Raw genomic sequence first — 21,262 nt, 5'->3', positions numbered from 1 at the left:
CGCCTAACGGCGGCCACTGCAAACGCACTTAGTTCAAGGTCTTGTGCAGGCCTTGCAAATCGTACACACGCAGCTCATCCAGGTGGCGGATGCCTTCGACGGCCGCTTCCGCGCCCGCGATGGTGGTGTAGGTCGTCACGCGCGACGCCAGGGCCGAGGTGCGGATGGCCCGCGAATCGACGATGGCGCTGCGCTTTTCTTCCACGGTGTTGATCACCAGCACGATTTCATGGTTCTTGATCATGTCGACCACGTGCGGACGGCCTTCGATCACCTTGTTCACTGGCGTGACGGCGATGCCGGCAGCAGCGATCACGGCGGCGGTACCCTTGGTGGCGACCACGGTGAAGCCGGACTCGACCAGGTCACGCGCCACTTGCACGGCGCGCGGCTTGTCCGACGCTTTCACGCTGATGAAGACCTTGCCCGATTTTGGCAGGTTCACGCCGGCGCCCAGTTGCGATTTCACAAACGCTTCGCCGAACGTCAGGCCCACGCCCATGACTTCGCCCGTCGATTTCATTTCAGGGCCCAGGATGGTGTCCACGCCAGGGAACTTGACGAACGGGAACACGGCTTCCTTGACGCTGAAGTACGGCGGCACGACTTCCTGCGTGATGCCTTGCGACGCCAGCGACTGGCCCACCATGCAGCGCGCGGCGATCTTCGCCAGTTGCAAACCCGTGGCTTTCGAGACGAAAGGCACGGTGCGCGAAGCGCGTGGATTGACTTCCAGCACGAAGACGACGTCTTTCATTTCGCCATCGATCTCTTGCTTCTGGATCGCGAACTGCACGTTCATCAGGCCGACCACGTTCAAGCCCTTGGCCATCAGCGCCGTCTGGCGTTTCAGTTCTTCAATGGTTTCCGGCGCCAGCGAATATGGTGGCAAGGAGCAAGCCGAGTCGCCCGAGTGGACGCCAGCCTGTTCGATGTGTTCCATCACGCCGCCGATGAACGTCGTTTCGCCGTCGGAGATGCAATCGACGTCGCACTCGATGGCGTCGTTCAGGAAGCGGTCCAGCAGCACTGGCGAATCGTGCGAGACCTTGACGGCTTCGCGCATGTAGCGCTCGAGGTCGCGTTGCTCGTGGACGATTTCCATGGCGCGGCCGCCCAGCACGTACGAAGGACGCACGACCAGCGGGTAGCCGATTTCCTGCGCCAGCGCCAGGGCGTCGGCTTCCGTGCGCGCGGTGCGGTTAGGCGGCTGGCGCAGTTCCAGCTTGTGCAGCATTTGCTGGAAACGCTCGCGGTCTTCGGCCGCATCGATCATGTCGGGCGAGGTGCCGATGATCGGTACGCCATTGGCTTCCAGGTCCAGCGCCAGTTTCAATGGCGTCTGGCCGCCGTACTGCACGATCACGCCTACCGGTTTTTCGATGGCGACGATTTCCAGCACGTCTTCCAGGGTCAACGATTCGAAGTACAGGCGGTCCGAGGTATCGTAGTCGGTCGAAACCGTTTCTGGGTTGCAATTGACCATGATGGTTTCGTAGCCGTCTTCGCGCATGGCGAGGGCAGCGTGGACGCAGCAATAGTCAAACTCGATACCCTGGCCGATACGGTTCGGGCCACCGCCCAGCACCATGATCTTTTTCTTGTCGGTCGGGTTCGATTCGCACTCTTCGTCGTACGTGGAATACATGTACGCCGTGTCGGTCGAAAATTCCGCTGCGCAGGTGTCGACGCGCTTGTAGACGGGACGGATGTTCAGCGCATGGCGCTGCTGGCGTACGGCCGTGTCGGTCGTCTGCAGCAGGAAGCCCAGGCGGCGGTCCGAGAAGCCCTTCTGTTTCAACTTGTACAGGGTGTTCTTGTCCAGGTTTTCCAGCTTCTGCGTGTCCAGCCACAGTTCCAGGTCGACGATTTCCTTGATCTGGATCAGGAACCACGGGTCGATCTTGGTGAGTTGGTGCACTTCTTCCAGGGTGAAACCCTGGGCAAACGCGTCGCCCACGTACCAGATGCGCTCAGGACCAGGCTCGCCCAGTTCTTCTTCGATCTTTTCGCGGTCCTTGGTCTTTTCGTTCATGCCATCCACGCCCACTTCCAGGCCGCGCAAGGCTTTCTGGAACGATTCCTGGAAGGTACGGCCGATCGCCATCACTTCGCCGACGGATTTCATCTGCGTCGTCAGGTGGTGGTCGGCGGTCGGGAACTTCTCGAACGTGAAACGGGGAATCTTCGTGACGACGTAATCGATCGACGGTTCGAACGAGGCCGGCGTGGCGCCGCCCGTGATTTCATTGCGCAGCTCGTCCAGCGTGAAACCGACGGCCAGCTTGGCGGCGATCTTGGCGATCGGGAAACCCGTCGCTTTCGATGCCAGTGCCGACGAACGCGATACGCGCGGGTTCATCTCGATGACGATCATGCGGCCATCGACGGGGTTGATCGAGAATTGCACGTTCGAGCCGCCGGTGTCGACGCCGATCTCGCGCAGCACTGCCAGGGAGGCATTGCGCATGATCTGGTATTCCTTGTCCGTCAGCGTTTGCGCTGGCGCCACCGTGATGGAGTCGCCCGTGTGCACGCCCATCGGGTCGAGGTTTTCGATCGAGCAGATGATGATGCAGTTGTCCGCCTTGTCGCGCACCACTTCCATCTCGTACTCTTTCCAGCCCAGCAAAGATTCTTCGATCAGCAGCTCTTTCGTCGGCGACGCTTCCAGGCCGCGCTTGCAGATGGTTTCGAATTCTTCTTCGTTGTAGGCGATGCCGCCGCCGGAACCGCCCATGGTGAACGATGGACGGATGATCGTCGGGAAGCCCAGCGTGCGCTGCACGGCCCACGATTCTTCCATCGAGTGCGCCACGCCGGAACGGGCCGAACCGAGGCCGATCTTGGTCATCGCGTCCTTGAACTTGGAACGGTCTTCCGCCTTGTCGATGGCTTCCGGCGATGCGCCGATCAGTTCGACGTTGTATTTTGCCAGCACGCCATTGTTGAACAGGTCCAGCGCGCAGTTCAGCGCCGTCTGGCCGCCCATCGTCGGCAGGATCGCGTCAGGACGCTCCTTGGCGATGATGCGTTCAACGACCGACCAGGTGATCGGTTCGATATAGGTCACGTCGGCCATTTCCGGATCCGTCATGATGGTCGCAGGATTGCTGTTGACCAGGATGACTTTGTAGCCCTCTTCGCGCAGGGCCTTGCACGCTTGCGCGCCGGAATAATCGAATTCGCAGGCCTGGCCGATCACGATCGGGCCAGCGCCAATAATCAGAATACTTTTGATATCTAAACGTTTAGGCATTTTTCTTTTTCTCCTCCGCAGCCATCAGGTTGATGAAGCGGTCAAACAGGTAAGCAACATCCATCGGGCCCGGCGACGCTTCAGGGTGGCCCTGGAAGCAGAAGGCCGGCTTGTCCGTGCGGGCAAAGCCCTGCAGGGAACCGTCGAACAGCGATTCATGGGTCACGCGGCAATTCGCGGGCAAGGTTGCCGCGTCGACTGCGAAACCGTGGTTTTGCGAGGTAATCAAGACCTGTTTCGTTTCCAGGTCTTGCACCGGGTGGTTGGCGCCGTGGTGGCCGAACTTCATCTTCAGGGTCTTCGCGCCGGAAGCCAACGCCATGATCTGGTGACCGAGGCAGATGCCGAAGGTCGGGATGCCCTTTTCGATCAGTTCCTTGGTGGCCGCGATGGCGTAGTCGCACGGCTCCGGATCGCCGGGACCGTTCGACAGGAAGATGCCGTCCGGATTCAGCGCCAGGGCGTCGGCGGCCGTCGCTTGCGCGGGCAGCACGGTGACTTTGCAGCCGCGTGCCGTCAGCATGCGCAGGATGTTGCGCTTGACGCCGTAGTCGAAGGCGACCACGTGGTATTTCGCGTCGGCATCGGCCAGCTGGCCATAGCCTTCGCCCAGCGTCCATTCCGTTTCGCGGTATTCGTAGGCGTCCTTGCTCGACACCACCTTGGCCAGGTCCATGCCGGCCAGGCCGGGGAAGGAGCGGGCCAGTTCCAGCGCTTGCGCGGCGGATGGCTCGTTGCCTTGCGTGCCGACGAGGATGGCGCCGCCCTGCGCACCTTTTTCACGCAGGATGCGCGTGAGCTTGCGTGTATCGATGCCGGCGATGGCGACGATATTTTCAGCTTTGAGGTAGTCGGACAGGGAAAGGGTGGAACGGAAATTGGATGCCAGCAAAGGCAGATCGCGGATGATGAGGCCAGCGGCGTGTACCTTGGAAGATTCGACGTCTTCCGGATTGACGCCCGTATTGCCGATATGCGGATAGGTCAGGGTGACCATCTGGCGGCAATAGCTTGGGTCGGTAAGGATTTCCTGATACCCGGTCATGGAGGTATTGAAAACAACCTCGCCCGTGGTATGACCGGCGGCACCGATCGAAAAACCTTTAAAGATCGTTCCATCAGCAAGCGCTAATATGGCTGGAACGGCAGGGCCAGAAAAAAATGGCGGCAAGGGCAACTCCTGATAAAGTTACCGTAGCTGCGCCACGTCAGACCGACCGCCTAGTTACCCGAGCCAGATGCACTCAGGGTGTTTCAACGGTCATTTTGAATGAGGGGATGGGTAGTCGCTACGGTATATGTGTGATTGGCTAAACCTTTGAATTATAACCAAAAGGAAGCTTTTCCACAAGGAAGAAAATTCAGAATCGGCGGCATTTTTTTGCATGGCAACATAAAAACTGCGCCCCATGAAAAAAGCCGCCCGGCTTGCGCGGGGCGGCTTGTTCTGCAATTGCGGCTACTACTTAGGCCGTCAAAGCAGCAATGCCTGCTTTGGCGATTTGCGCATCTTCCGCCGACTTCACGCCCGAGACGCCGACGGCGCCCACGTAATGACCGTCGAACACGATGGGCACGCCGCCTTCGAGCAAGCCGTCGATTTCCGGTGCGCTCAGGAACGACACGCGGCCGCCATTGATCATCTCTTCATAGATGCGCGATTCGCGGCGGCCCAGTGCGGCCGTCTTGGCTTTCGATGGGGCGATGTGCGACGAGATCGGCGCCACGCCATCCATGCGCTGCAGCCACAGCAGGTGGCCGCCGTCGTCGACGATGGCGATCGTGACCGCCCAGTTATTCTTGACCGCTTCCGCTTCGGCGGCGGCAGCGATTTTCTTTACGTCGTCCAGGGTCAAAATCGGTTTCGATTGCATGGTGCATCCTTGTTATGTTGAATCAAAATTGTATACGAAATGCGCGACGGCGCTACCCCCTACTGCTCGCGCTTGGCTTTCAGCTTTTGCTTGAGCTGCGCCATGACGGCAAAGGTCGCCTGCTCGCCCGCCAGGATCGCCTGGTTGCGGCTGTTGAAATCGTTGCCCTTCATGGTGCCCAGGCTGGGCTGGATCACCACGTCCGCATCCTTGAGCTCGAACTGGTTGATGCGCTGGCCCATGATGGCGAAGGTCTGCATCAGCACTTCCATCGAGCTGATGGCCTTCTGGGTATCCGTTTGCGACGAGATATTCACGGCGATGATGAAATCGGCGCCCATGTCGCGCGCGAAGCGCACGGGTACGGGAGCGACGAGGCCCCCATCGACATAGGTGTGACCGGCAATCGTCACAGGCTGGAACACGCCGGGCACGGCCGACGAGGCGCGCACGGCCATGCCGGTGTTACCGCGCTGGAACAGGATCGGCTGGCCATTTTTCAAATCGGTCGCCACCACGCCGAAGGGAATCTTCAGCTTTTCCAGCGGCACGCCGCCCACGGCCTTGTTGACATAGCTTTGCAGCGCTTCGCCTTTCAGCACGCCGGAGGACTTGCCGAACAGGGGCAAGGCCCAGTCGGAAATGGCCGCCTCGTCCATGTCGAACGCCATCTTTTGCAGGGCAAAGCCGGAGTTACCCGCCGCATACATGGCGCCCACCACGCTGCCGGCGCTGGTGCCGGTGACGATATCGGCGACGATGCCCTGCGATTCGAGCGCCTTGATCACGCCAATATGCGCGAAACCGCGCGCCGCGCCACCACCCAGCGCCAGGCCGATTTTGATCTTGCGCGGCGTGACGACAATGGGTTCGGGTGGCGTCAATACTTGAACGGGTTTCGGGGCGGTGGTATCGCAGCCGGCCAGCGCAAAGGCGGCCAGGGCAAGCAAGGTCAGGCGTTTAGGGAACATGTGGAGAGGGGGAACCGCGCGCGGCAGTGGCAATAAAGGAGAGCCGATTGTAGCGCAAGCGGGGCTGCCTGCACTGAAGGCTGTCTTAAATGTTTATGCTGACAATGTTCGTGCGCGCCGCCTCATCCAGCAGACCACTGCTAGACTGGCGCCTGGTTTTTACTTTCCTCCAATTAATATGTCAGAACACCAATTTGCCGACAGCCGCGCCCTGAGCGAACCATTTGCGCAACAGCTATCGCAGCAGCAGCCCGATGGCGCCCTCGCCTGGCTGACCGCCATCCTCGCCACGCAGGCGCCCGCGCTGCGCTCGTCGAACGCCACCTTGCTGGCTTACACGGGCAATCCGGCCGCCCTCGACTGGATCGAGACCAATGTCGGCTCGCCCGTGGCGGGACAATGGGGCGTGGCGGCGGCCCTGCTGGGCACGCCGTGGCCCCGCATCGCCGGCTGGCTCGGGCAAGGCGGCCCACACCGGCTGATGGCGCTCGATACCCTGCTCGCCTACCGCAAGCCAGCCGTCAACATGTCGCCGCTGGAACAGATCGCCGCCCCCGTGCTGCCGCAGGCGCCCGCGCGCGCCGACCTCGACGCCGCGCTGGCCACCTGCCTGGCCGCCTCCGCGACGCCGCGCATCCAGGCGGCCGTCAACTCGATCCAGCAACATGCGGATGACATCCTGCGCAGCGGCCCACGCGGCGTGGCCGTGGCCGACTTGCCGCGCCTGTATCTCGACCCGGCGCCCTTCAAGGATGCGCCCGCCATCCTGGCGCAGCACGAAACGGTGGCCGCCGGCATGCGGCAAAACCTGCAGAACCTGCTCAAGGGAATACTGTGAGCAGGCAAGCCCTTGTCACGATCGACTTGAGCGATATCAACTCGCCGCGCCAGCTGCATGCGGCGCTGGCCGCCGCGCTGGGTTTTCCTTCCTTCTACGGCATGAACTGGGATGCGTTCTGGGATGCCGTCACGGGCCTGGTGGACATGCCGCAACAACTGGAGCTGCGCGGCTGGCCAGCCTTCGCCGCGCGCCTGCCCGACGAAGCGGCCATCCTGCAGCACATCCTGGCGCGCATGGCGCAGGAAATGCCGGACCTGGCCGCGCAAGTGCATTACGCTTGACACAACGTGACGCCAGGAAACGCTTGACAGCCCGCCCCAACCTCCCTTACATTAAGTGCATGTCCTCCTTCAAACATCCATCCCCTTCCCTGCTGTCGCTATCGCGACTACACCTAGCACGCGCATAAGTTTGCCGCATTGCTTCGCCTGGCCACACGCCGGCGTGTTTCAAAAACCCTGGAAGGTTTGATGATGTTTGCACCATCCCCATTCGTACACGTAGTTCCCCCTGCGACCGCCCCCGCTGGCATCGTCGCTGCACTGCTATCGCTACCGATCGCTTGCCTGGCCTAGTGTTGCGTGGCCGCCCGGCAAGCTTGCGCCACAACCATTGATTTCCCCCTATCTTCAGGAGTACCCGATCATGATGTTGCAAAACCCAGCTTCCAAATACCGCGCCTTTCCTCCCGTCAAATTGACCGACCGTCAATGGCCGAACCAGATCATCAGCAAACCGCCTATCTGGATGAGCACCGACTTGCGCGACGGCAACCAGTCGCTGATCGAGCCGATGAGCGCGGAAAAGAAGCTGCGGTTCTTCGAGATGCTGATCGCCATCGGCCTCAAGGAAATCGAAGTGGGCTTCCCATCGGCATCGCAAACGGATTTCGACTTCGTGCGCAAGCTCGTCGATGAAGGCCGCATCCCGGACGACGTCACCATCATCGTGCTGACCCAGTCGCGCGAAGAGCTGATCCGCCGCACGGTGGAATCCGTCGTCGGCGCCAAGCGCGCCATCGTCCACCTGTACAACTCCGTGGCGCCCGTGTTCCGCAAAGTCGTGTTCGGCATGTCGCGCGAGGAAATCACGAATATCGCCACCACCGGCACCACCCTGGTAAAACAGCTGGTGGCGCAGCATCCGGAAACGGAATGGGGCTTTGAATACACACCGGAATCGTTTTCCACCACGGAACTCGATTTCTCCAAGCATATCTGCGACGCCGTCAGCGCCATCTGGAAGCCGACGCCGGCCAACAAGATGATCATCAACCTGCCATCGACCGTGGAATGCAGCACGCCCAACGTGTACGCGGACCAGATCGAATGGATGTCGCGCAAACTGGCGCGCCGCGATTCCATCATCATCAGCGTGCATCCGCATAACGACCGCGGCACGGCCGTCGCGTCGGCCGAGCTGGCCGTGATGGCGGGCGCCGACCGCGTGGAAGGCTGCTTGTTCGGCAATGGCGAGCGCACGGGCAACGTCGACCTGGTGACTTTGGCGATGAACCTGTACACGCAGGGCGTGCATCCGGGCCTCGATTTCTCCGACATCGACAGCGTGCGCAAGTGCGTGGAAGAGTGCAACCAGCTGCCCGTCCACCCACGCCACCCGTATGCGGGCGACCTGGTGTTTACGGCATTCTCCGGCTCGCACCAGGATGCGATCAAGAAAGGTTTCGCCAAGCAACAACCGGACAGCATCTGGGAAGTGCCGTACTTGCCGATCGACCCGGCCGACCTGGGCCGCAGCTATGACGCCGTGATCCGCGTCAACAGCCAGTCCGGCAAGGGCGGCATGGCGTACTTGCTGGAACAGGAATACGGCCTGGTCTTGCCGCGCCGCCTGCAGATCGAATTCTCGCGCGCCGTGCAAGCCGTGGCCGACGCCACGGGCCGCGAAATCGCCGCGCAGGATATCCATGAAATCTTCCAGAAGGAATACCTGGAGCAGACGGCGCCATACGCCTACGCTTCGCACCGCATGGTGGAAGACACGAGCAGCGACGAATCCGTGCAGATCGACATCAGCCTGTCGCACCGCCAGACGCCATTGGCCCTGCAAGGCGGCGGCAACGGCCCCATCGATGCCTTCGTCAACGCCCTCGGTCTCGACATCAAGCTGATGGACTACCATGAGCACTCGATCGGCTCCGGCGCCAACGCGCAAGCGGCTTGCTACGTGGAGTTGCGCCTCGACAATGGCCCGACCCTGTTCGGCGCCGCCATCGACAGCAATATCGTCACCGCCTCGTTCAAGGCTGTCTTGTCGGCCGTGAACCGCCGCATCAAGCAGACGGACGCCGAAAAAACAACAGAGGCCGACGTGGCTGCCAACGCCGCCTGAGCACGGCCAGGGCATCCCTCATAGGGAGAAAAAGCGGTACGGCTTGATCGCCGTGCCGCTTTTTCATTTCTATTGGGCAATTAGTAGTGCAAATCAGGTATCACCGACCGTATAATCGTTGCATAACAAGACCACCGGAGACAGATCATTAGCTACCGAGGGAATCAGTATGAAATTGACGGATATGAAGATAGGCGTGCGCCTGGGCGCCGGTTTTGGCGTGGTGCTGTTGCTGATGGCAGTGCTGGTAGGCACGGGCCTTTTCCGACTCGACAAGATCGGCGCGCTCAGCGAAGCCATCATCGAGAAAGACTGGGCCAAGGCCGACGCCATCGCCACCATCCGCAGCACCACGCGTTCGAACGCGGCACTGGTGCTGGAACTGTTCATCCATGAAGATCCGGCCCGCGCCAACGCCATCCACGGCGAAATCGATGCCAACAAGGCCACCATCACCGATGCGCTGGTCGTGCTCGACCGCCTTATCGTGCTGCCTGAAGGCAAGGAACTGCTGGCCACCCTGAAGCAGCAGCGCAAGGCCTATGTCGTGTCGTTCAGCCAGGCCGACAAGCTGCTGGTGGCGGGACAGCGCGCGGAAGCGGCCGTGCACGTGCGCGACGACACCCTGCCCGCCCTGAACCAGTTGCAAAAGACGGTGAACCGCCTGAGTGAAATCCAGCGCGGAGTGGTCGTGCATGGCGGCCAGCAAATCAAGCAGAATATTTCCGCAGCGAATGTGCTGATGGCCAGCCTGGGCACGGCCGCCCTGCTGCTGGGCGTGCTCTTTGCCTGGCGCGTCACGCGCTCGATCACCACGCCCATCGCCTATGCCTTGCGCGTGGCGCAAGCCGTGGCCGCAGGCGACCTGAGCAGCAAAATCGTGGCCGAAGGCAAGGATGAAGCGGGCCAGCTGCTGCAGGCGCTGCGCGACATGAACGCCAACCTGGCCACCCTGGTGGGGCAGGTGCGCGGCGGCACGGGCACGATAGCCGTGGCGTCGAGCCAGATCGCCAGCGGCAATGCCGACCTGTCGGCCCGCACAGAAGCGCAAGCCAGCGCGCTGGAAGAGACGGCCTCGTCGATGATCGAACTGACGGGCACCGTGCGCAGCAACAGCGACAATGCGCGCCAGGCCGACAGCCTGGCGCGCTCGGCATCGGCCATCGCGCAGCGCGGCGGCTCGGCCATGGCGGAAGTGATCGGCACCATGGATGCCATCAATGCATCGTCGCGCAAGATCGTCGACATCATCGCCGTGATCGACGGCATCGCCTTCCAGACAAATATCCTGGCACTGAACGCGGCGGTGGAAGCGGCGCGTGCAGGTGAGCAAGGCCGCGGCTTTGCCGTGGTGGCGTCCGAGGTGCGCAACCTGGCGCAACGCTCGGCGGCGGCGGCGAAAGAAATCAAGGAACTGATCGCCGACTCCGTCAGCCGGGTAGGCCAGGGTGCGCAACTGGTCAGCCAGGCGGGCGCGACGATGGATGAAGTAGTGGCCAGCGTGGGCCGGGTCAGCGCCATCGTCGGTGAAATCAGCGTTGCCAACCACGAGCAGAGCGAAGGCATCGAGCAAATCAATGCGGCCATCATGCAGATGGACCAGACGACGCAGCAAAACGCGGCCCTCGTCGAGGAAGCGGCCGCGGCGGCGGCGGCCATGCATGAACAGGCAGGCGAACTGGAAACCCTCGTCAGCCAGTTCAAGCTGGAACAGAACACTGCCGCCAAGGCGCCGCCCCGCCCTGACGCACCCGCCGTCCCGCGCCTGCACTAAGTTATTCCACCTGGCGCGCCAGGCGGATGCCGGAAAATTGCCAGCGCGCGCCGGCCGGGAAGAAATTGCGGTAGCTGGCGCGCGCATGGCCGGCCGGCGTGGCGCACGACGAGCCGCGCAGCACATACTGGTTCAGCATGAACTTGCCGTTGTATTCGCCGAGCGCCCCGGGCGCCGTGCGGTAGCCCGGATACGGCGCGTAGCTGCTGCTGGTCCACTGCCAGCAATGGCCGAACATTTGCCGCAGTCCTGTTCCCGGCGCGCCGGCGGCCGGATGCAGCTGGCCAACTTGCAGCGCGACGCCTTGCGCCGCCACTTCCCATTCCGCTTCCGTCGGCAGGCGCGCGCCGGCCCAGTGCGCATAGGCGTCCGCCTCGAACAGGGACAGATGCGTGGCCGGCGCCTGCAGGTCGAGACTATGCAAACCATATAGAGTGAATTCCTGCCATTGCCCCGCCTCGTCGCGCTGCCAGTACAACGGGCATTCCAGCTGCCCGCTGCGCACCCAGTCCCAGCCTTCGGCCAGCCACCAATGCGCCGTGCGGTAGCCGCCCGCCTCGATGAAGGCCAGGTACTCGCCATTCGTCACCAGCGCGCTGGCCAGTTCGAACGGCGCCACGTATTGCGGATGGCGCGGCAATTCATTGTCGAAGCAAAAGCCATCGCCCGCATGGCCGATCTGCGCCAGGCCGCCGTCGAAGGCGAGCCAGGCCGTGGGCTGCGCGGCTTGCTGCGCTGATGGCGCCGCGCTGCCCATGCGATCCAGGTAGGCAGGAAACAGGGCGCTCTGCGCCAGCAGGTGCTTGACGTCCGTCAACAGCAATTCCTGGTGCTGCTGCTCGTGTTCGAGCCCCAGCGCCAGCAGCATGGTCAGCCGTTCGCGCTCCTCGCGCGCCAGTTCGCCCGCCAGCAGGCGGCCGATGCGCGCATCGACATCCATCCGGTAGGCGCGCACGACGTCCATGCCGGGGCGCGTGAGCAAGCCACGCTGGGCGCGCGGGTGCTTCTCGCCCACGCCGTTGTAATAGGAATTGAACAGCACGCGGAAGGCCGGGTGGAATGGCGCGAACGCCGCTTCCATGCTTTCCAGAATAAACGTTTCGAAAAACCAGGTGGTATGCGCGAGGTGCCATTTCACGGGACTGGCGTCCGGCATCGATTGCGCGCCGCAATCCTCGTCGGACAGGGGCTCGGCCAGCCGCAGAGAATGCCGGCGCACTTGATGGTAATGATCGATCAGCATCTGTTCCCTTCTTAGTCCCGGATGACCCGCGCGTAAATGACGGCAAACCACTGTTGCGGATCCGTCCAGACTTGCACGGTGGAAAACCCGGCCTGTTCCAGCAAGCCGACAAAGGCCGCGCGCGTGTACTTATAGCTGTCTTCAGTATGGATACGCTCGCCTTTCGCGAAACGCCGCTGGCCGCCTTTCCAATGGACAAACTGCTCGCTGCGCGCTTCCAGGTGCATTTCGACGCGGCGCTCGTCGGCATTGAAAAAACCGTGGTGCTGCCACGCGCGCACGTCGAAGTCGGCGCCGATCAGCCCGTTCAGGTGGCGCAGCATGTTCAGATTGAAAGCGGCCGTGACGCCCAGCGCATCGTCATAGGCGGCGTCGAGGATGGCGTCGTCCTTGATCAGGTCGACGCCGATCAGCAGGCCGCCATCGCCGTCCGCATTCGCGCGCAGGCGGCGCAAAAAGGCGGTTGCTTGCTCGGGCGCAAAATTACCGATCGACGAGCCGGGATAGAAGAACAATCGCCGTGCCTCGCGCACGCTGTCTGGCAAGTCCAGGCGGCTGGAAAAATCCAGGCCCAGGCCCGTCATCTCGATGTGCGGAAAGCGCTGCTGCAGCCGGCTCAGCGATTCGCTGAGGAAATCGTAGGAAATATCCACGGCCACGTACTGGGCCGGGTGCAACAGGGGGAACAGGCTGGCGGCCTTGGCGCAATTGCCCGCGCCCAGGTCGATCAGGGTGCTGCCCGGCCCCACGGCGTGGGCGATCTCGGCGCCATGGCGGGCGAAGATGGCCGCTTCCGTGCGCGTCGGATAGTACTCGGGCAAGGCGCAGATGGCTTCGAACAGCTTGGAGCCGAGCGCGTCGTACAGGTACTTGGGCGACGTCCAGGCATCGCGCGCCAGCAGGCCGCTGCTGATCTCGGCTATCGTGGCAGGAGTGGCGCTGGCCGCGCTGGCGTGGCTGGCGGGACGGAAATCGGACTGCTGTTGCGCAAGTGGCATGGTCATGGGCTGGCGTCGTCAATGTTAGGTTCACGAAGGGCTTGCACGGTCAGCCACCGGGCGCACCGCCCCTGCCGCAGCGGTTTGCGGGCGCCTCTGCCGATGACTTTTTCTCATCATAGCGGAATCCGCGCAAGCCAGCCGTGCGGCAGGTAACTTAAGGTCGATGCGCGCCGTCTGCCGCAGGAACCACACAAAAGTGGTATTACCAAGCAAAAAGCATAAGCCTGTCGTATACTACACATTGCCGGCCAAACAATCCGCGCCCCTTTGCAGTTCCCAGGCCCCCCTCTCCCCCGCGTGCCTCCCTTTACGATAGCCGTTAACACCATGCTCGAATTGCGCCATCTGTCGAAGTCCTATGCCAATGCCCGTCCCGTGCTGGCCAACATTTCCTGCCGCTTCAAGGCCGGGGAATTCATCGCCATCATGGGTGACTCGGGCGTGGGCAAGTCGACCTTGCTGAACCTGATCGCCGGCCTCGATACACCCGACGCGGGTGCCGAAGCGCACCCTATCCTGGTGGACGGCATTGCCATGTCCAGCCTCGATGACGCCGCCGCCACCCGGCTGCGTCGCGCCCGCATGGGCTTCATTTTCCAGGCCTTCCACGTCTTGCCGCACCTGACCCTGCTGCAAAACGTGGCCCTGCCGCTGCTGCTCAACGGACTGCCCCAGGAGCGTGCCGCCAGCATGCTCGAGGCGGTCGGCCTGGGCGGGCGCGGCGGCGACTTTCCGCAGCAATTGTCCGGCGGAGAAATGCAGCGCGTGGCCATTGCCCGCGCACTCGTCCACAAGCCGGCACTGGTGCTGGCCGACGAGCCCACCGGCAACCTCGACCCGGACACGGCGCACAGCATCCTGCAATTGCTGCGCGCCGAAATCAAGGCCAACGGCAGTTGCGCGATCATGGTCACGCATTCGCTGGCCGCCGCCGAAATGGCGGACCGGACCATGATCCTGACGAAAAGCGGACTACAAAATACAACAATCGTCAACCAAACTGATCAAACAATCAGTTAATTTAACTGACCATCTGTCACAAGTTTTGTTATCGTAGTATTATTTAAACACTTGCCTGGTTATCAATGTTGTAACGCGAATGTTGTACTACGTCACCCAGACAGCCGTACTGCGATGACGAACTATAGCCGGGACCGCGTCAAAGTGGTCTCGTCCCTTGCATAACCTGAAGGAGGAGTAAATGAACGTTCGGCAAAAGAAGCTGGAAATGATTGAGGCGATGAACCGGGCGCGTGCGCTCGAACCATCGAGTTTTGTGCCCAACAAGCTGCTCGATACCCTGATCGAGAAGATGAACCTGAAAAATGATGCGGAACTGTGCCGTGTACTGGAAGTCCAGCCCCCCATCATCAGCAAGATTCGTCACGGCAAACTGTCGGTCGGTGCAACGATTTTATTGCGCATGCATGAAAAATCGGACATCACCATCCGCGAACTGAAGGAACTGTCCGCCACGCCAGTCCATTGATATAACCGCTGTTGTAATGCCATGCCAGGCACCCAGGTTCCCGGCGCCATGAACTTTTGCCATGAAATTCGCGCAGTTCGCTCACCGCACAACATCCGAGCACGATAGCGAAGAGACCCAGCCCAAACCATGCTGACCGTTTCTCTGCCCTCCCGCCCCAGTTCCACACCCTCCCCGCCTTCACCCTGCATTGCCCCGCCAGCCAGCATTTCCACTCACACTTGATCTGACACAACACGCATAGTCCGCGCAGGCATCAAGGTCGGCTTTTAACCAGCGATCCCAACCGCATGTCCAGCGATCCTCTTGCGCCGCCCGTGCTGCGCCTGACGCTCACGCGCGATCCCCTCGCCAATGCCGGCGACTGCCCCGCCGCGCCCGGCTGGCATGGCCAGACCCATGTGCTATCCAGCGCGCGCGGCATCGGCAGCTGCCGCATCGCCCTCGATATCGGCCCGTCCGACGTGGTGCAACTGCTGCTGTGCGACGGCAGTTCGCTGCTGGCGGGCAGCCTGGACCTGCCACGCTACCTGGGACCGGCCACGGCGGCGCGCGACGGCGCGCCCGCCAGCATCGAAGTGGGACTGGCCTTGCGCCCGCAGGCGGCGCGCCAGCCGCCCGGCGCCAGCCGCGACGGCCTGGGCGCCTGGATGCTGCGGGCCGTGCGCGTGTACCGCTGCGGCGCCGCCGCCATGACGGCGCTGGCGGCGGCGGGCGCCTTCCAGGACCGCCAGCTGGAACAGCGCCTGGGCCTGTACCGCTGCGGCATCGAGGCCGGCAACATGACGGCCGTCGCCAGCCTGCCCGCCGGGCCGGAACCGGTGCTGCTGCTGTTGCACGGCACGGCCTCATCGACCCAGCGCAGCTTTGGCGGCCTGTGGCGCAACGGCCTGGCGCCGCAACTGGCGGCGCAGTACGGCAACCGCATCTATGGCTTTGAGCACCGCAGCCTCAGCGACAGCCCCATCCAGAATGCGCTGGCCCTCGTGCGCCAGTTGCCGCACGGCGCCGTGCTGCACCTGCTGGCCCATTCGCGCGGCGGCCTGGTGGGTGAATTGCTGGCGCGGGCGCAGCGCATCGACAGCCGCGGCGCCGTCGACCTGGCCGGCGACGGCCTGGAGCGGCTGAGCGAAAACACGGTGGGTGGCGAAGCGTTCAACAGCCACGATATCGACCACTTCACGGCGCAGGCACGGCTGGGCGGCCGCAGCGGCTACGACGAGGATGCGGCGCGCCTGCGCGAACTGAGCGTGGAACTGAAGAAACTCGCCATCCGCATCGCCCGCTTCGTGCGCGTGGCCTGCCCGGCGCGCGGCACCACCTTGATGTCGGGCCGGCTGGACCGCTGGGCCAGCGTGATGTTCAACCTGCTGCTGCAGGACGACGTTCCCGATGGCGCCGTGGCATTCCTGCTGGCCGTGGTGCAGCAGCGCTGCGACGCGCGCATCCTGCCTGGCCTGGAAGCGATGATGCCCGACTCGCCCCTGGTGGCGCTGCTCAACGCGCCCGACGTGCGCGTGGCCAGCCCGCTGCATGTGCTGGCCGGCGCCTGCAGCGGCGATGGCTTGCTGGGCTGGCTGGGCGACTGCCTGGGCGAACAGCTGTACGGCGGGCAGAACGACCTGGTGGTCAATTGCGCCTCGATGGCCGGCGGCGCCACGCGCAGCACGCCGGTGCGGCAACTGCTGCTGCGCGGGCCGCAGACGCACCACCTGAACTACTTCGAGCGCGCGCCGTCCAGCCTGGCCACCGTGCAGGCGCTCACGGGCGACGAAACCGGCTACCAGCCGCTGGCCGGCCTGGAACATGGCGCGCTGGGGCGCGGCGGCGAAGTGCCGAAACGGCGCGCGCACGCGCCCATCGTGCTGCTGCTGCCCGACATGCTGGGCAGCCACCTGCAAGTGGGCAGCAACCGCATCTGGTTCGACCCCGTCAACCTGGTCGAAGGGCGCATCGAACGCCTGGCCGTGGGCCAGCCGCACATCGTCAGCGCCGGATGGATCGAATCCTGCTATGAACCGTTTGCCCGCTTCCTCGCGCAAAGCCAGGAAGTGCGGCCCTTTGCCTACGACTGGCGCCTCTCGCTGCAGCATTCCGGCAGCGCCTTCCTGCCCGTGCTCGACGAGGCCATGGGCGACGCCGAACAGCGCGGCCAGGCGCTGCGCATCGTGGCCCACGGCATGGGCGGGCTGGTGGCGCGCCTGGCCCTGAAAGACCGCTGGCAGCGCTTCGGCGCCCTGCCCGGCAGCCGCCTGCTGCAGGTGGGCACGGCCAACCGTGGCACGCAGGCGATGGTGCAAGTGCTGCTGGGACGCGACCGGCTGGTGCAGATGCTGGCGTGCTGGATAGGCTGGAAGCACACGCGGCGCCAGTTTCTCGGCTTCGTGCGCGCCTTTCCCGGCGTGCTGGAGATGCTGCCGTGGCCGCAGGCGGGGGGCGGCATCGACTATTTCGACGCCGCCGCCTGGGCGCAGCTGGCCGCCGGCGACGGGCAAGCGGGCCTGCCCGGTGGCTGGCAGGCGCCCGAGGCGCCAGCGCTGGCCGCGGCGCGCGCCACCGTGGCCCTGCTGCAAGCGGCCCCGCTCGACGCCCGCCATTGCAGCTACCTGGCCGGCTGCGCCGACACGCCGGTGGCGCTGCGCCTGCGCGACGGCGGCATCGAGACCGCCTGGTCGCCGGACGGCGATGGCCGCACGGCCTGGCAAGGCGCGGTGCCGGACGGCGTGGCGGCCTGCTACCTGCCGGTGGCGCATGGCGACCTGCTGCTGCAAAAGGACTACTACCCGGCCATCGCGCAGCTGCTCGACAGCGGCCAGGGGACCTCCCTGCCGCGGCACTCGCCGCACGCGCCTGGCGGCGTCCCGCCCCGCTTCTATCCGTATGTCCCCGACGCTACGCCGCTGTACCCGCAGCCGCAGGAATTGCTCGACGCGGCCATCGGCGCCGCCGGCCCCGCCAGCGCGCCGGAGAGCCGCGCGCCGCAGCTGAGCCTATCCGTCATCCACGGCAGCATGGCTTCGGCCGACGCGCCCGTCATGAGCGGCTGCTACGCGTCCGAATCGCTGCGCGGCAGCATGAGTTTCCTGGACCGCCTGCTGGCCGGCAAGCTGCAGGAAATCCACGCGCTGGGGCGCTTTCCGCAGCGCCCCGACTCCGCCCTGGTGGTGCTGCAACCAGATGCGGCGCGCCGGCCCGGCGGCGCCATCGTCATCGGACTGGGCGCGCTGGGCGAACTGACGCCGGGCGAACTGGCGCGCGCCTTTGCCGGCGGCCTGCTCGAATATGCGTGCGTCTGCCTGCAGGTGCGCGCCGCCGGCCATGTGGCCGCGCCGCCGATGGGCGAACACGGCTTGCGCGTGGCCAGCCTGCTGTCCGGCTCCGGCTATGGCGGCTTGAGCATCGCCCTGTGCGCCCGGGCCCTGCTCGATGGCGCGCGCAGCGCCAACCGGCGCCTGGAAGACGCGGGCATGGCTTGCCGCATCGGCCATATCGCCATCTACGAACAGTCCGAGGCGCGCGCCATCGCCGCCGCCATGGCCATCGAGCAGATCATGGCCGAGGCGCGCTACCAGGGCAGCTTCACCTTCGAACAGCGCATCCGCCACAGCCCGGGCGGCTACAGGCGCATCCTGCCCAGCCTGAGCGGCGACAATGGCTGGCGCCGCGTGCAGATCGTCGCCGCGGATCTCTCCGGCGCCCTGCGCTTCACCGTGCTGACGGACCGCGCCCACAACAGCGTCGACGAGGAGCCGAACCAGCGGCAAGCCGTCGATGGCCTGATCATGGACGCCACCGACAACACCACCGACCAGCCGGGCCTGTCGCGCGCCCTGTACGAACTGATGCTGCCCAATGGCCTAAAGGCGGCCATCCCCGAGATGCGCGGCCTGATCCTGGCCGTCGACCAGAGCGCCGCCATCTATCCGTGGGAGCTGATGCGCGACGAGGCGGGCAGCGAGGAAAGCCCGCTGTCGACGCGCATCGGCATGGTGCGCCAGCTGGCCAGCCTGCGCGAGCAGCCGTCCGCCGTCAGCCCGCCCAGCAACAGCGTGCTGGTGATCGGCGATACCGATTCCGGCCTGCCCGAGCTGCCCGCCGCGCAGGCCGAGGCGCAGGACGTGGCGCGCATGTTCGGCGCGTACGGCTACCAGGTGCGCGAGCTGCTGCGCCCGCAGGCGCAGCGCGTGCTGGTGCATCTGTTCGACGAGCGCTATTTCGCCATTCACCTGGCCGGCCACGGCGAAGTGGCCGGCCCCGGCATCGCCCATACGGGCCTGGTGCTGGGACCGAAGACGCGGCTGACGGCGGCGCAGGTGGGCAAGCTCAAACGCGTGCCGCAATTCGTCTTCATCAATTGCTGCCACCTGGGCGACATGCGCCCCGACGCCATCGCGCCATGGTCGAAACTGGCCGCCAGCCTGGCCACGGCCTTCATTGAAATGGGCTCGCAGGCGGTGATCGCGGCCGGCTGGCGCATCGACGACCAGGCGGCCAGCATCTTCGCGCACAGCTTTTATCACGCCATGCTGAGCGGCGAATACTTCGGCGACGCCGTGCGCCTGGCGCGCGAAGCGGCGTACCTGCAGTTCCCGGCGTCGAACACCTGGGGCGCCTACCAGGCGTATGGCGACGACCGCTACCGCTTCCCGAACACCCAGAGCCGGCCCTGGCAAGCGCCCGACTACCACTACCACGGCCACCTGCTGGCCGACCTGGAAACCCTGCACGCGCGCCTGGCGGGCGCCGATCCTGCGCGCCGCGCGGCCATCGAGGAAAAGCTGGGCAGCATCGAGGAAGCCGTGCGCGCGCGCTTCTTCGGTTGCGCCGACATCCGCGAAAACATGGCCGCCACGCGGGCCGGCCTCGGCGGCCTGGAAAACACCCTGCGCGCCATCGAACACTACCGGGCGGCGCACAGCGCGGCCGACGGCAAGGTGGGCCTGCGCGCGCTGGCGCACTGGGCGGAACTGGAGATACGCCAGGGCGCCGCCCTGTGCGGCCTCGATGCGGGCGCCGGCATCGAAGTGCCTGCCGTGCCTGATATGCCACAGGGCCGGCAGTTGCTGCAGGACGGAAAACAGCATATCGACCTGCTGGTGGCGCTGGCGCCCACGGCGCAGCGCCTGGCGCTGCTGGGACGCTACTGGGCCTTGCAGGCGCGCCTGGCCTGCGGCGCAGGAAACTCCTGCGCGCCGGCCCTGCGCGGCATGACGGATGCCTGCCTGGCCGCGCTGGAAGAAGCGCGGCGGCGCAGCGGCGTGGCCGACTGCGACCTCATTTTCCAGGTGCTGGCGGGCGCCCTGCTCCTGAAAGCCCATGCCGACGACAGCGCCTGGCGCGCGCTCGATCCGCAGCTGGGCGACTTGCTGCACGACGCCATCGCCTATGCGCGCCAGCGCCACGCGGACGAACACCGCGCCATCGATGCCGGCGCCCCCGTGCGCGCCGCCCTGCTGGCGGCCCTGTGGCAGGTGCCGGACGGCCAGCCTTTCGACGCGCCCGCGCGCGCCGCCTTCCTGGCGCTATATCACGACGCCGTGCGGCGCCACGGCAGCATCGGCGAACCCGAAGCGATCACGGCGCCGCTGCGCTTCCTGCTCGAACTGCTGCCGCCTGACAGCGCGGACACCGGCTTGCGCAGCGCCGTGCAGGCGCTGGCCGGCCAGCTGCAGTCCTCGCTTCCCGCCCTTAGCCAGGCACCACGCCATAATGGCGCGCATAGCGCTCGTCCAGATTCGCCAGCGGCATCATCATGAACATGTCCGCGCTTTCGAAATCAGGGTCCCAGGCCGGTTCGCCGCAAATCCAGGCGCCCGAACGCAGGTAGCCCTTGATCAGCGGCGGCACCTGCGGCTTGTGCGCCGCTTCCACCTGGTGGATGGGGAAAGGCAGGTGCGGCGTGACGCGGTACTCGCTTGGGGCCATGTGCTTTTCGGCCAGCGCCTGGTACACGGCGACGGCGTTATGGCCGCCATCGGCCAGGCTGATGCTGGCGCAGCCGACCAGGTAGTCGCAGCGCTCGCGGCGCATGTATTCGGCCAGACCGGACCACAGCAGCATGATCACGCTGCCGCCCCGGTATTTCGGGTGGATGCAGGCGCGGCCCGCTTCGACCATGCGTCCGCGCAGGTTCTTCAGGCGGCTCAGGTCGAACTCGTTTTCCGAATACAGCCGGCCGATCTTGGCCGCCTTGGCCGCGCTCAGCACGCGGTAGGTGCCCACCACTTTCAGGGTATCGGCGTCGCGCACGATCAGGTGGTCGCAGTGCGCGTCGAATTCATCGCTGTCGAGGCCATCGGCGTTGGCCAGCGACGTCAAGCCCATGGTTTCGATAAACACCTTGTAGCGCAAACGCTGGACTTCGCGCACTTCCGCCGCTGTCGTGGCCTGGCTCAGCACCAGTTGGACCGGCCGGGCCTTGGCTTCGTTTGATGCGATTATGTTCTGCATGGTTTCAT

The 21,262-nt window shown here is 64.6% G+C and carries 14 protein-coding genes; 7 read left to right on the top strand and 7 right to left on the bottom strand.

What is annotated here, in order from left to right; genetic code table 11:
* Positions 1–28: 28 nt before the first annotated feature.
* The 4 genes from carB to JAB1_RS05640 all read right to left on the bottom strand — a co-directional run bounded on the left by carB (position 29) and on the right by JAB1_RS05640 (position 6,104).
* Entirely contained in the window at positions 29–3,259 is a 3,231-nt protein-coding gene (gene carB / locus JAB1_RS05655; RefSeq protein WP_034786033.1) for a carbamoyl-phosphate synthase large subunit, read from the bottom strand.
* Entirely contained in the window at positions 3,252–4,430 is a 1,179-nt protein-coding gene (gene carA / locus JAB1_RS05650) for a glutamine-hydrolyzing carbamoyl-phosphate synthase small subunit (protein WP_070279135.1), read from the bottom strand. Before carA ends, carB begins: the two co-directional genes overlap by 8 nt.
* A 295-nt stretch (positions 4,431–4,725) precedes the next feature.
* On the bottom strand, positions 4,726–5,133 hold the full coding sequence (locus JAB1_RS05645; protein WP_034786036.1) for a heme-binding protein: 408 nt from the start codon (positions 5,131–5,133) through the stop codon (positions 4,726–4,728).
* Positions 5,134–5,192: 59 nt separating this feature from the next.
* Complete coding sequence (locus JAB1_RS05640) at positions 5,193–6,104, bottom strand: patatin-like phospholipase family protein (protein WP_034786038.1); 912 nt, start codon at positions 6,102–6,104, stop codon at positions 5,193–5,195.
* Between the two features lie 178 nt (positions 6,105–6,282).
* On the opposite strand from JAB1_RS05640, the gene JAB1_RS29140 reads away from it, so the two are divergent.
* From JAB1_RS29140 to JAB1_RS05620, 4 genes are all read left to right on the top strand, one after another.
* Positions 6,283–6,942, top strand: a complete 660-nt coding sequence (locus tag JAB1_RS29140) for a hypothetical protein (protein ID WP_083299578.1) — start codon at positions 6,283–6,285, stop codon at positions 6,940–6,942.
* Complete coding sequence (locus tag JAB1_RS05630) at positions 6,939–7,226, top strand: barstar family protein (RefSeq protein ID WP_070279134.1); 288 nt, start codon at positions 6,939–6,941, stop codon at positions 7,224–7,226. Before JAB1_RS29140 ends, JAB1_RS05630 begins: the two co-directional genes overlap by 4 nt.
* Before the next feature lie 364 nt (positions 7,227–7,590).
* The gene (leuA, locus tag JAB1_RS05625; RefSeq protein ID WP_070279133.1) at positions 7,591–9,297 is read left to right on the top strand and encodes a 2-isopropylmalate synthase; all 1,707 of its coding nucleotides are present in this window, start codon (positions 7,591–7,593) and stop codon (positions 9,295–9,297) included.
* A gap of 169 nt (positions 9,298–9,466) precedes the next feature.
* Positions 9,467–11,071, top strand: a complete 1,605-nt coding sequence (locus tag JAB1_RS05620; RefSeq protein ID WP_070279132.1) for a methyl-accepting chemotaxis protein — start codon at positions 9,467–9,469, stop codon at positions 11,069–11,071.
* Between the two features lies 1 nt (position 11,072).
* Here the strand turns inward: JAB1_RS05620 and egtB are convergent, their stop codons facing one another.
* Together egtB and egtD are read right to left on the bottom strand one after the other, a co-directional pair.
* Positions 11,073–12,314, bottom strand: coding sequence for an ergothioneine biosynthesis protein EgtB (gene egtB, locus JAB1_RS05615; protein ID WP_070279131.1), 1,242 nt, complete (start codon positions 12,312–12,314; stop codon positions 11,073–11,075).
* An 11-nt stretch (positions 12,315–12,325) separates the two neighbouring features.
* A complete protein-coding gene (gene egtD, locus JAB1_RS05610) occupies positions 12,326–13,318 on the bottom strand; it encodes an L-histidine N(alpha)-methyltransferase (protein ID WP_083299577.1) in 993 nt (330 codons plus the stop codon).
* Positions 13,319–13,642: 324 nt separating this feature from the next.
* Here egtD and JAB1_RS05605 point away from each other — a divergent pair, with 324 nt between their 5' ends.
* The 3 genes from JAB1_RS05605 (at position 13,643) to JAB1_RS30500 (ending at position 20,560) form a co-directional block, all read left to right on the top strand.
* Positions 13,643–14,335, top strand: a complete 693-nt coding sequence (locus tag JAB1_RS05605; protein WP_034786044.1) for an ABC transporter ATP-binding protein — start codon at positions 13,643–13,645, stop codon at positions 14,333–14,335.
* 181 nt (positions 14,336–14,516) lie between these two features.
* Positions 14,517–14,804 (top strand): hypothetical protein, encoded by a 288-nt coding sequence (locus tag JAB1_RS05600; RefSeq protein ID WP_034786045.1) that lies wholly within the window; start codon positions 14,517–14,519, stop codon positions 14,802–14,804.
* Positions 14,805–15,094: 290 nt separating this feature from the next.
* Positions 15,095–20,560, top strand: coding sequence for a CHAT domain-containing protein (locus tag JAB1_RS30500; protein ID WP_070279130.1), 5,466 nt, complete (start codon positions 15,095–15,097; stop codon positions 20,558–20,560).
* Here JAB1_RS30500 and JAB1_RS05590 read toward each other — a convergent pair.
* Positions 20,493–21,254, bottom strand: a complete 762-nt coding sequence (locus tag JAB1_RS05590; RefSeq protein ID WP_034786047.1) for a GNAT family N-acyltransferase — start codon at positions 21,252–21,254, stop codon at positions 20,493–20,495. The two genes, JAB1_RS30500 and JAB1_RS05590, sit on opposite strands and share 68 nt — an antisense overlap.
* Positions 21,255–21,262: the final 8 nt, after the last annotated feature.

The organism is Janthinobacterium sp. MP5059B (assembly GCF_001758645.1).
Taxonomy (GTDB): Bacteria; Pseudomonadota; Gammaproteobacteria; order Burkholderiales; family Burkholderiaceae_D; genus Janthinobacterium; species Janthinobacterium lividum.
Note: the sequence above shows the minus strand (reverse complement) of the source record. Positions and strands in the feature narration are given on the sequence as shown.

What these genes read in the sequence shown, in the direction of transcription:
- carB (WP_034786033.1), bottom strand. Translation starts at nt 3,259, where the DNA reads ATGCCTAAACGTTTAGATATCAAAAGTATTCTGATTATTGGCGCTGGC.
- JAB1_RS05645 (WP_034786036.1), bottom strand. Translation starts at nt 5,133, where the DNA reads ATGCAATCGAAACCGATTTTGACCCTGGACGACGTAAAGAAAATCGCT.
- JAB1_RS05640 (WP_034786038.1), bottom strand. Translation starts at nt 6,104, where the DNA reads ATGTTCCCTAAACGCCTGACCTTGCTTGCCCTGGCCGCCTTTGCGCTG.
- JAB1_RS29140 (WP_083299578.1), top strand. Translation starts at nt 6,283, where the DNA reads ATGTCAGAACACCAATTTGCCGACAGCCGCGCCCTGAGCGAACCATTT.
- leuA (WP_070279133.1), top strand. Translation starts at nt 7,591, where the DNA reads ATGATGTTGCAAAACCCAGCTTCCAAATACCGCGCCTTTCCTCCCGTC.
- JAB1_RS05620 (WP_070279132.1), top strand. Translation starts at nt 9,467, where the DNA reads ATGAAATTGACGGATATGAAGATAGGCGTGCGCCTGGGCGCCGGTTTT.
- egtB (WP_070279131.1), bottom strand. Translation starts at nt 12,314, where the DNA reads ATGCTGATCGATCATTACCATCAAGTGCGCCGGCATTCTCTGCGGCTG.
- egtD (WP_083299577.1), bottom strand. Translation starts at nt 13,318, where the DNA reads ATGACCATGCCACTTGCGCAACAGCAGTCCGATTTCCGTCCCGCCAGC.
- JAB1_RS05605 (WP_034786044.1), top strand. Translation starts at nt 13,643, where the DNA reads ATGCTCGAATTGCGCCATCTGTCGAAGTCCTATGCCAATGCCCGTCCC.
- JAB1_RS05600 (WP_034786045.1), top strand. Translation starts at nt 14,517, where the DNA reads ATGAACGTTCGGCAAAAGAAGCTGGAAATGATTGAGGCGATGAACCGG.
- JAB1_RS30500 (WP_070279130.1), top strand. Translation starts at nt 15,095, where the DNA reads ATGTCCAGCGATCCTCTTGCGCCGCCCGTGCTGCGCCTGACGCTCACG.
- JAB1_RS05590 (WP_034786047.1), bottom strand. Translation starts at nt 21,254, where the DNA reads ATGCAGAACATAATCGCATCAAACGAAGCCAAGGCCCGGCCGGTCCAA.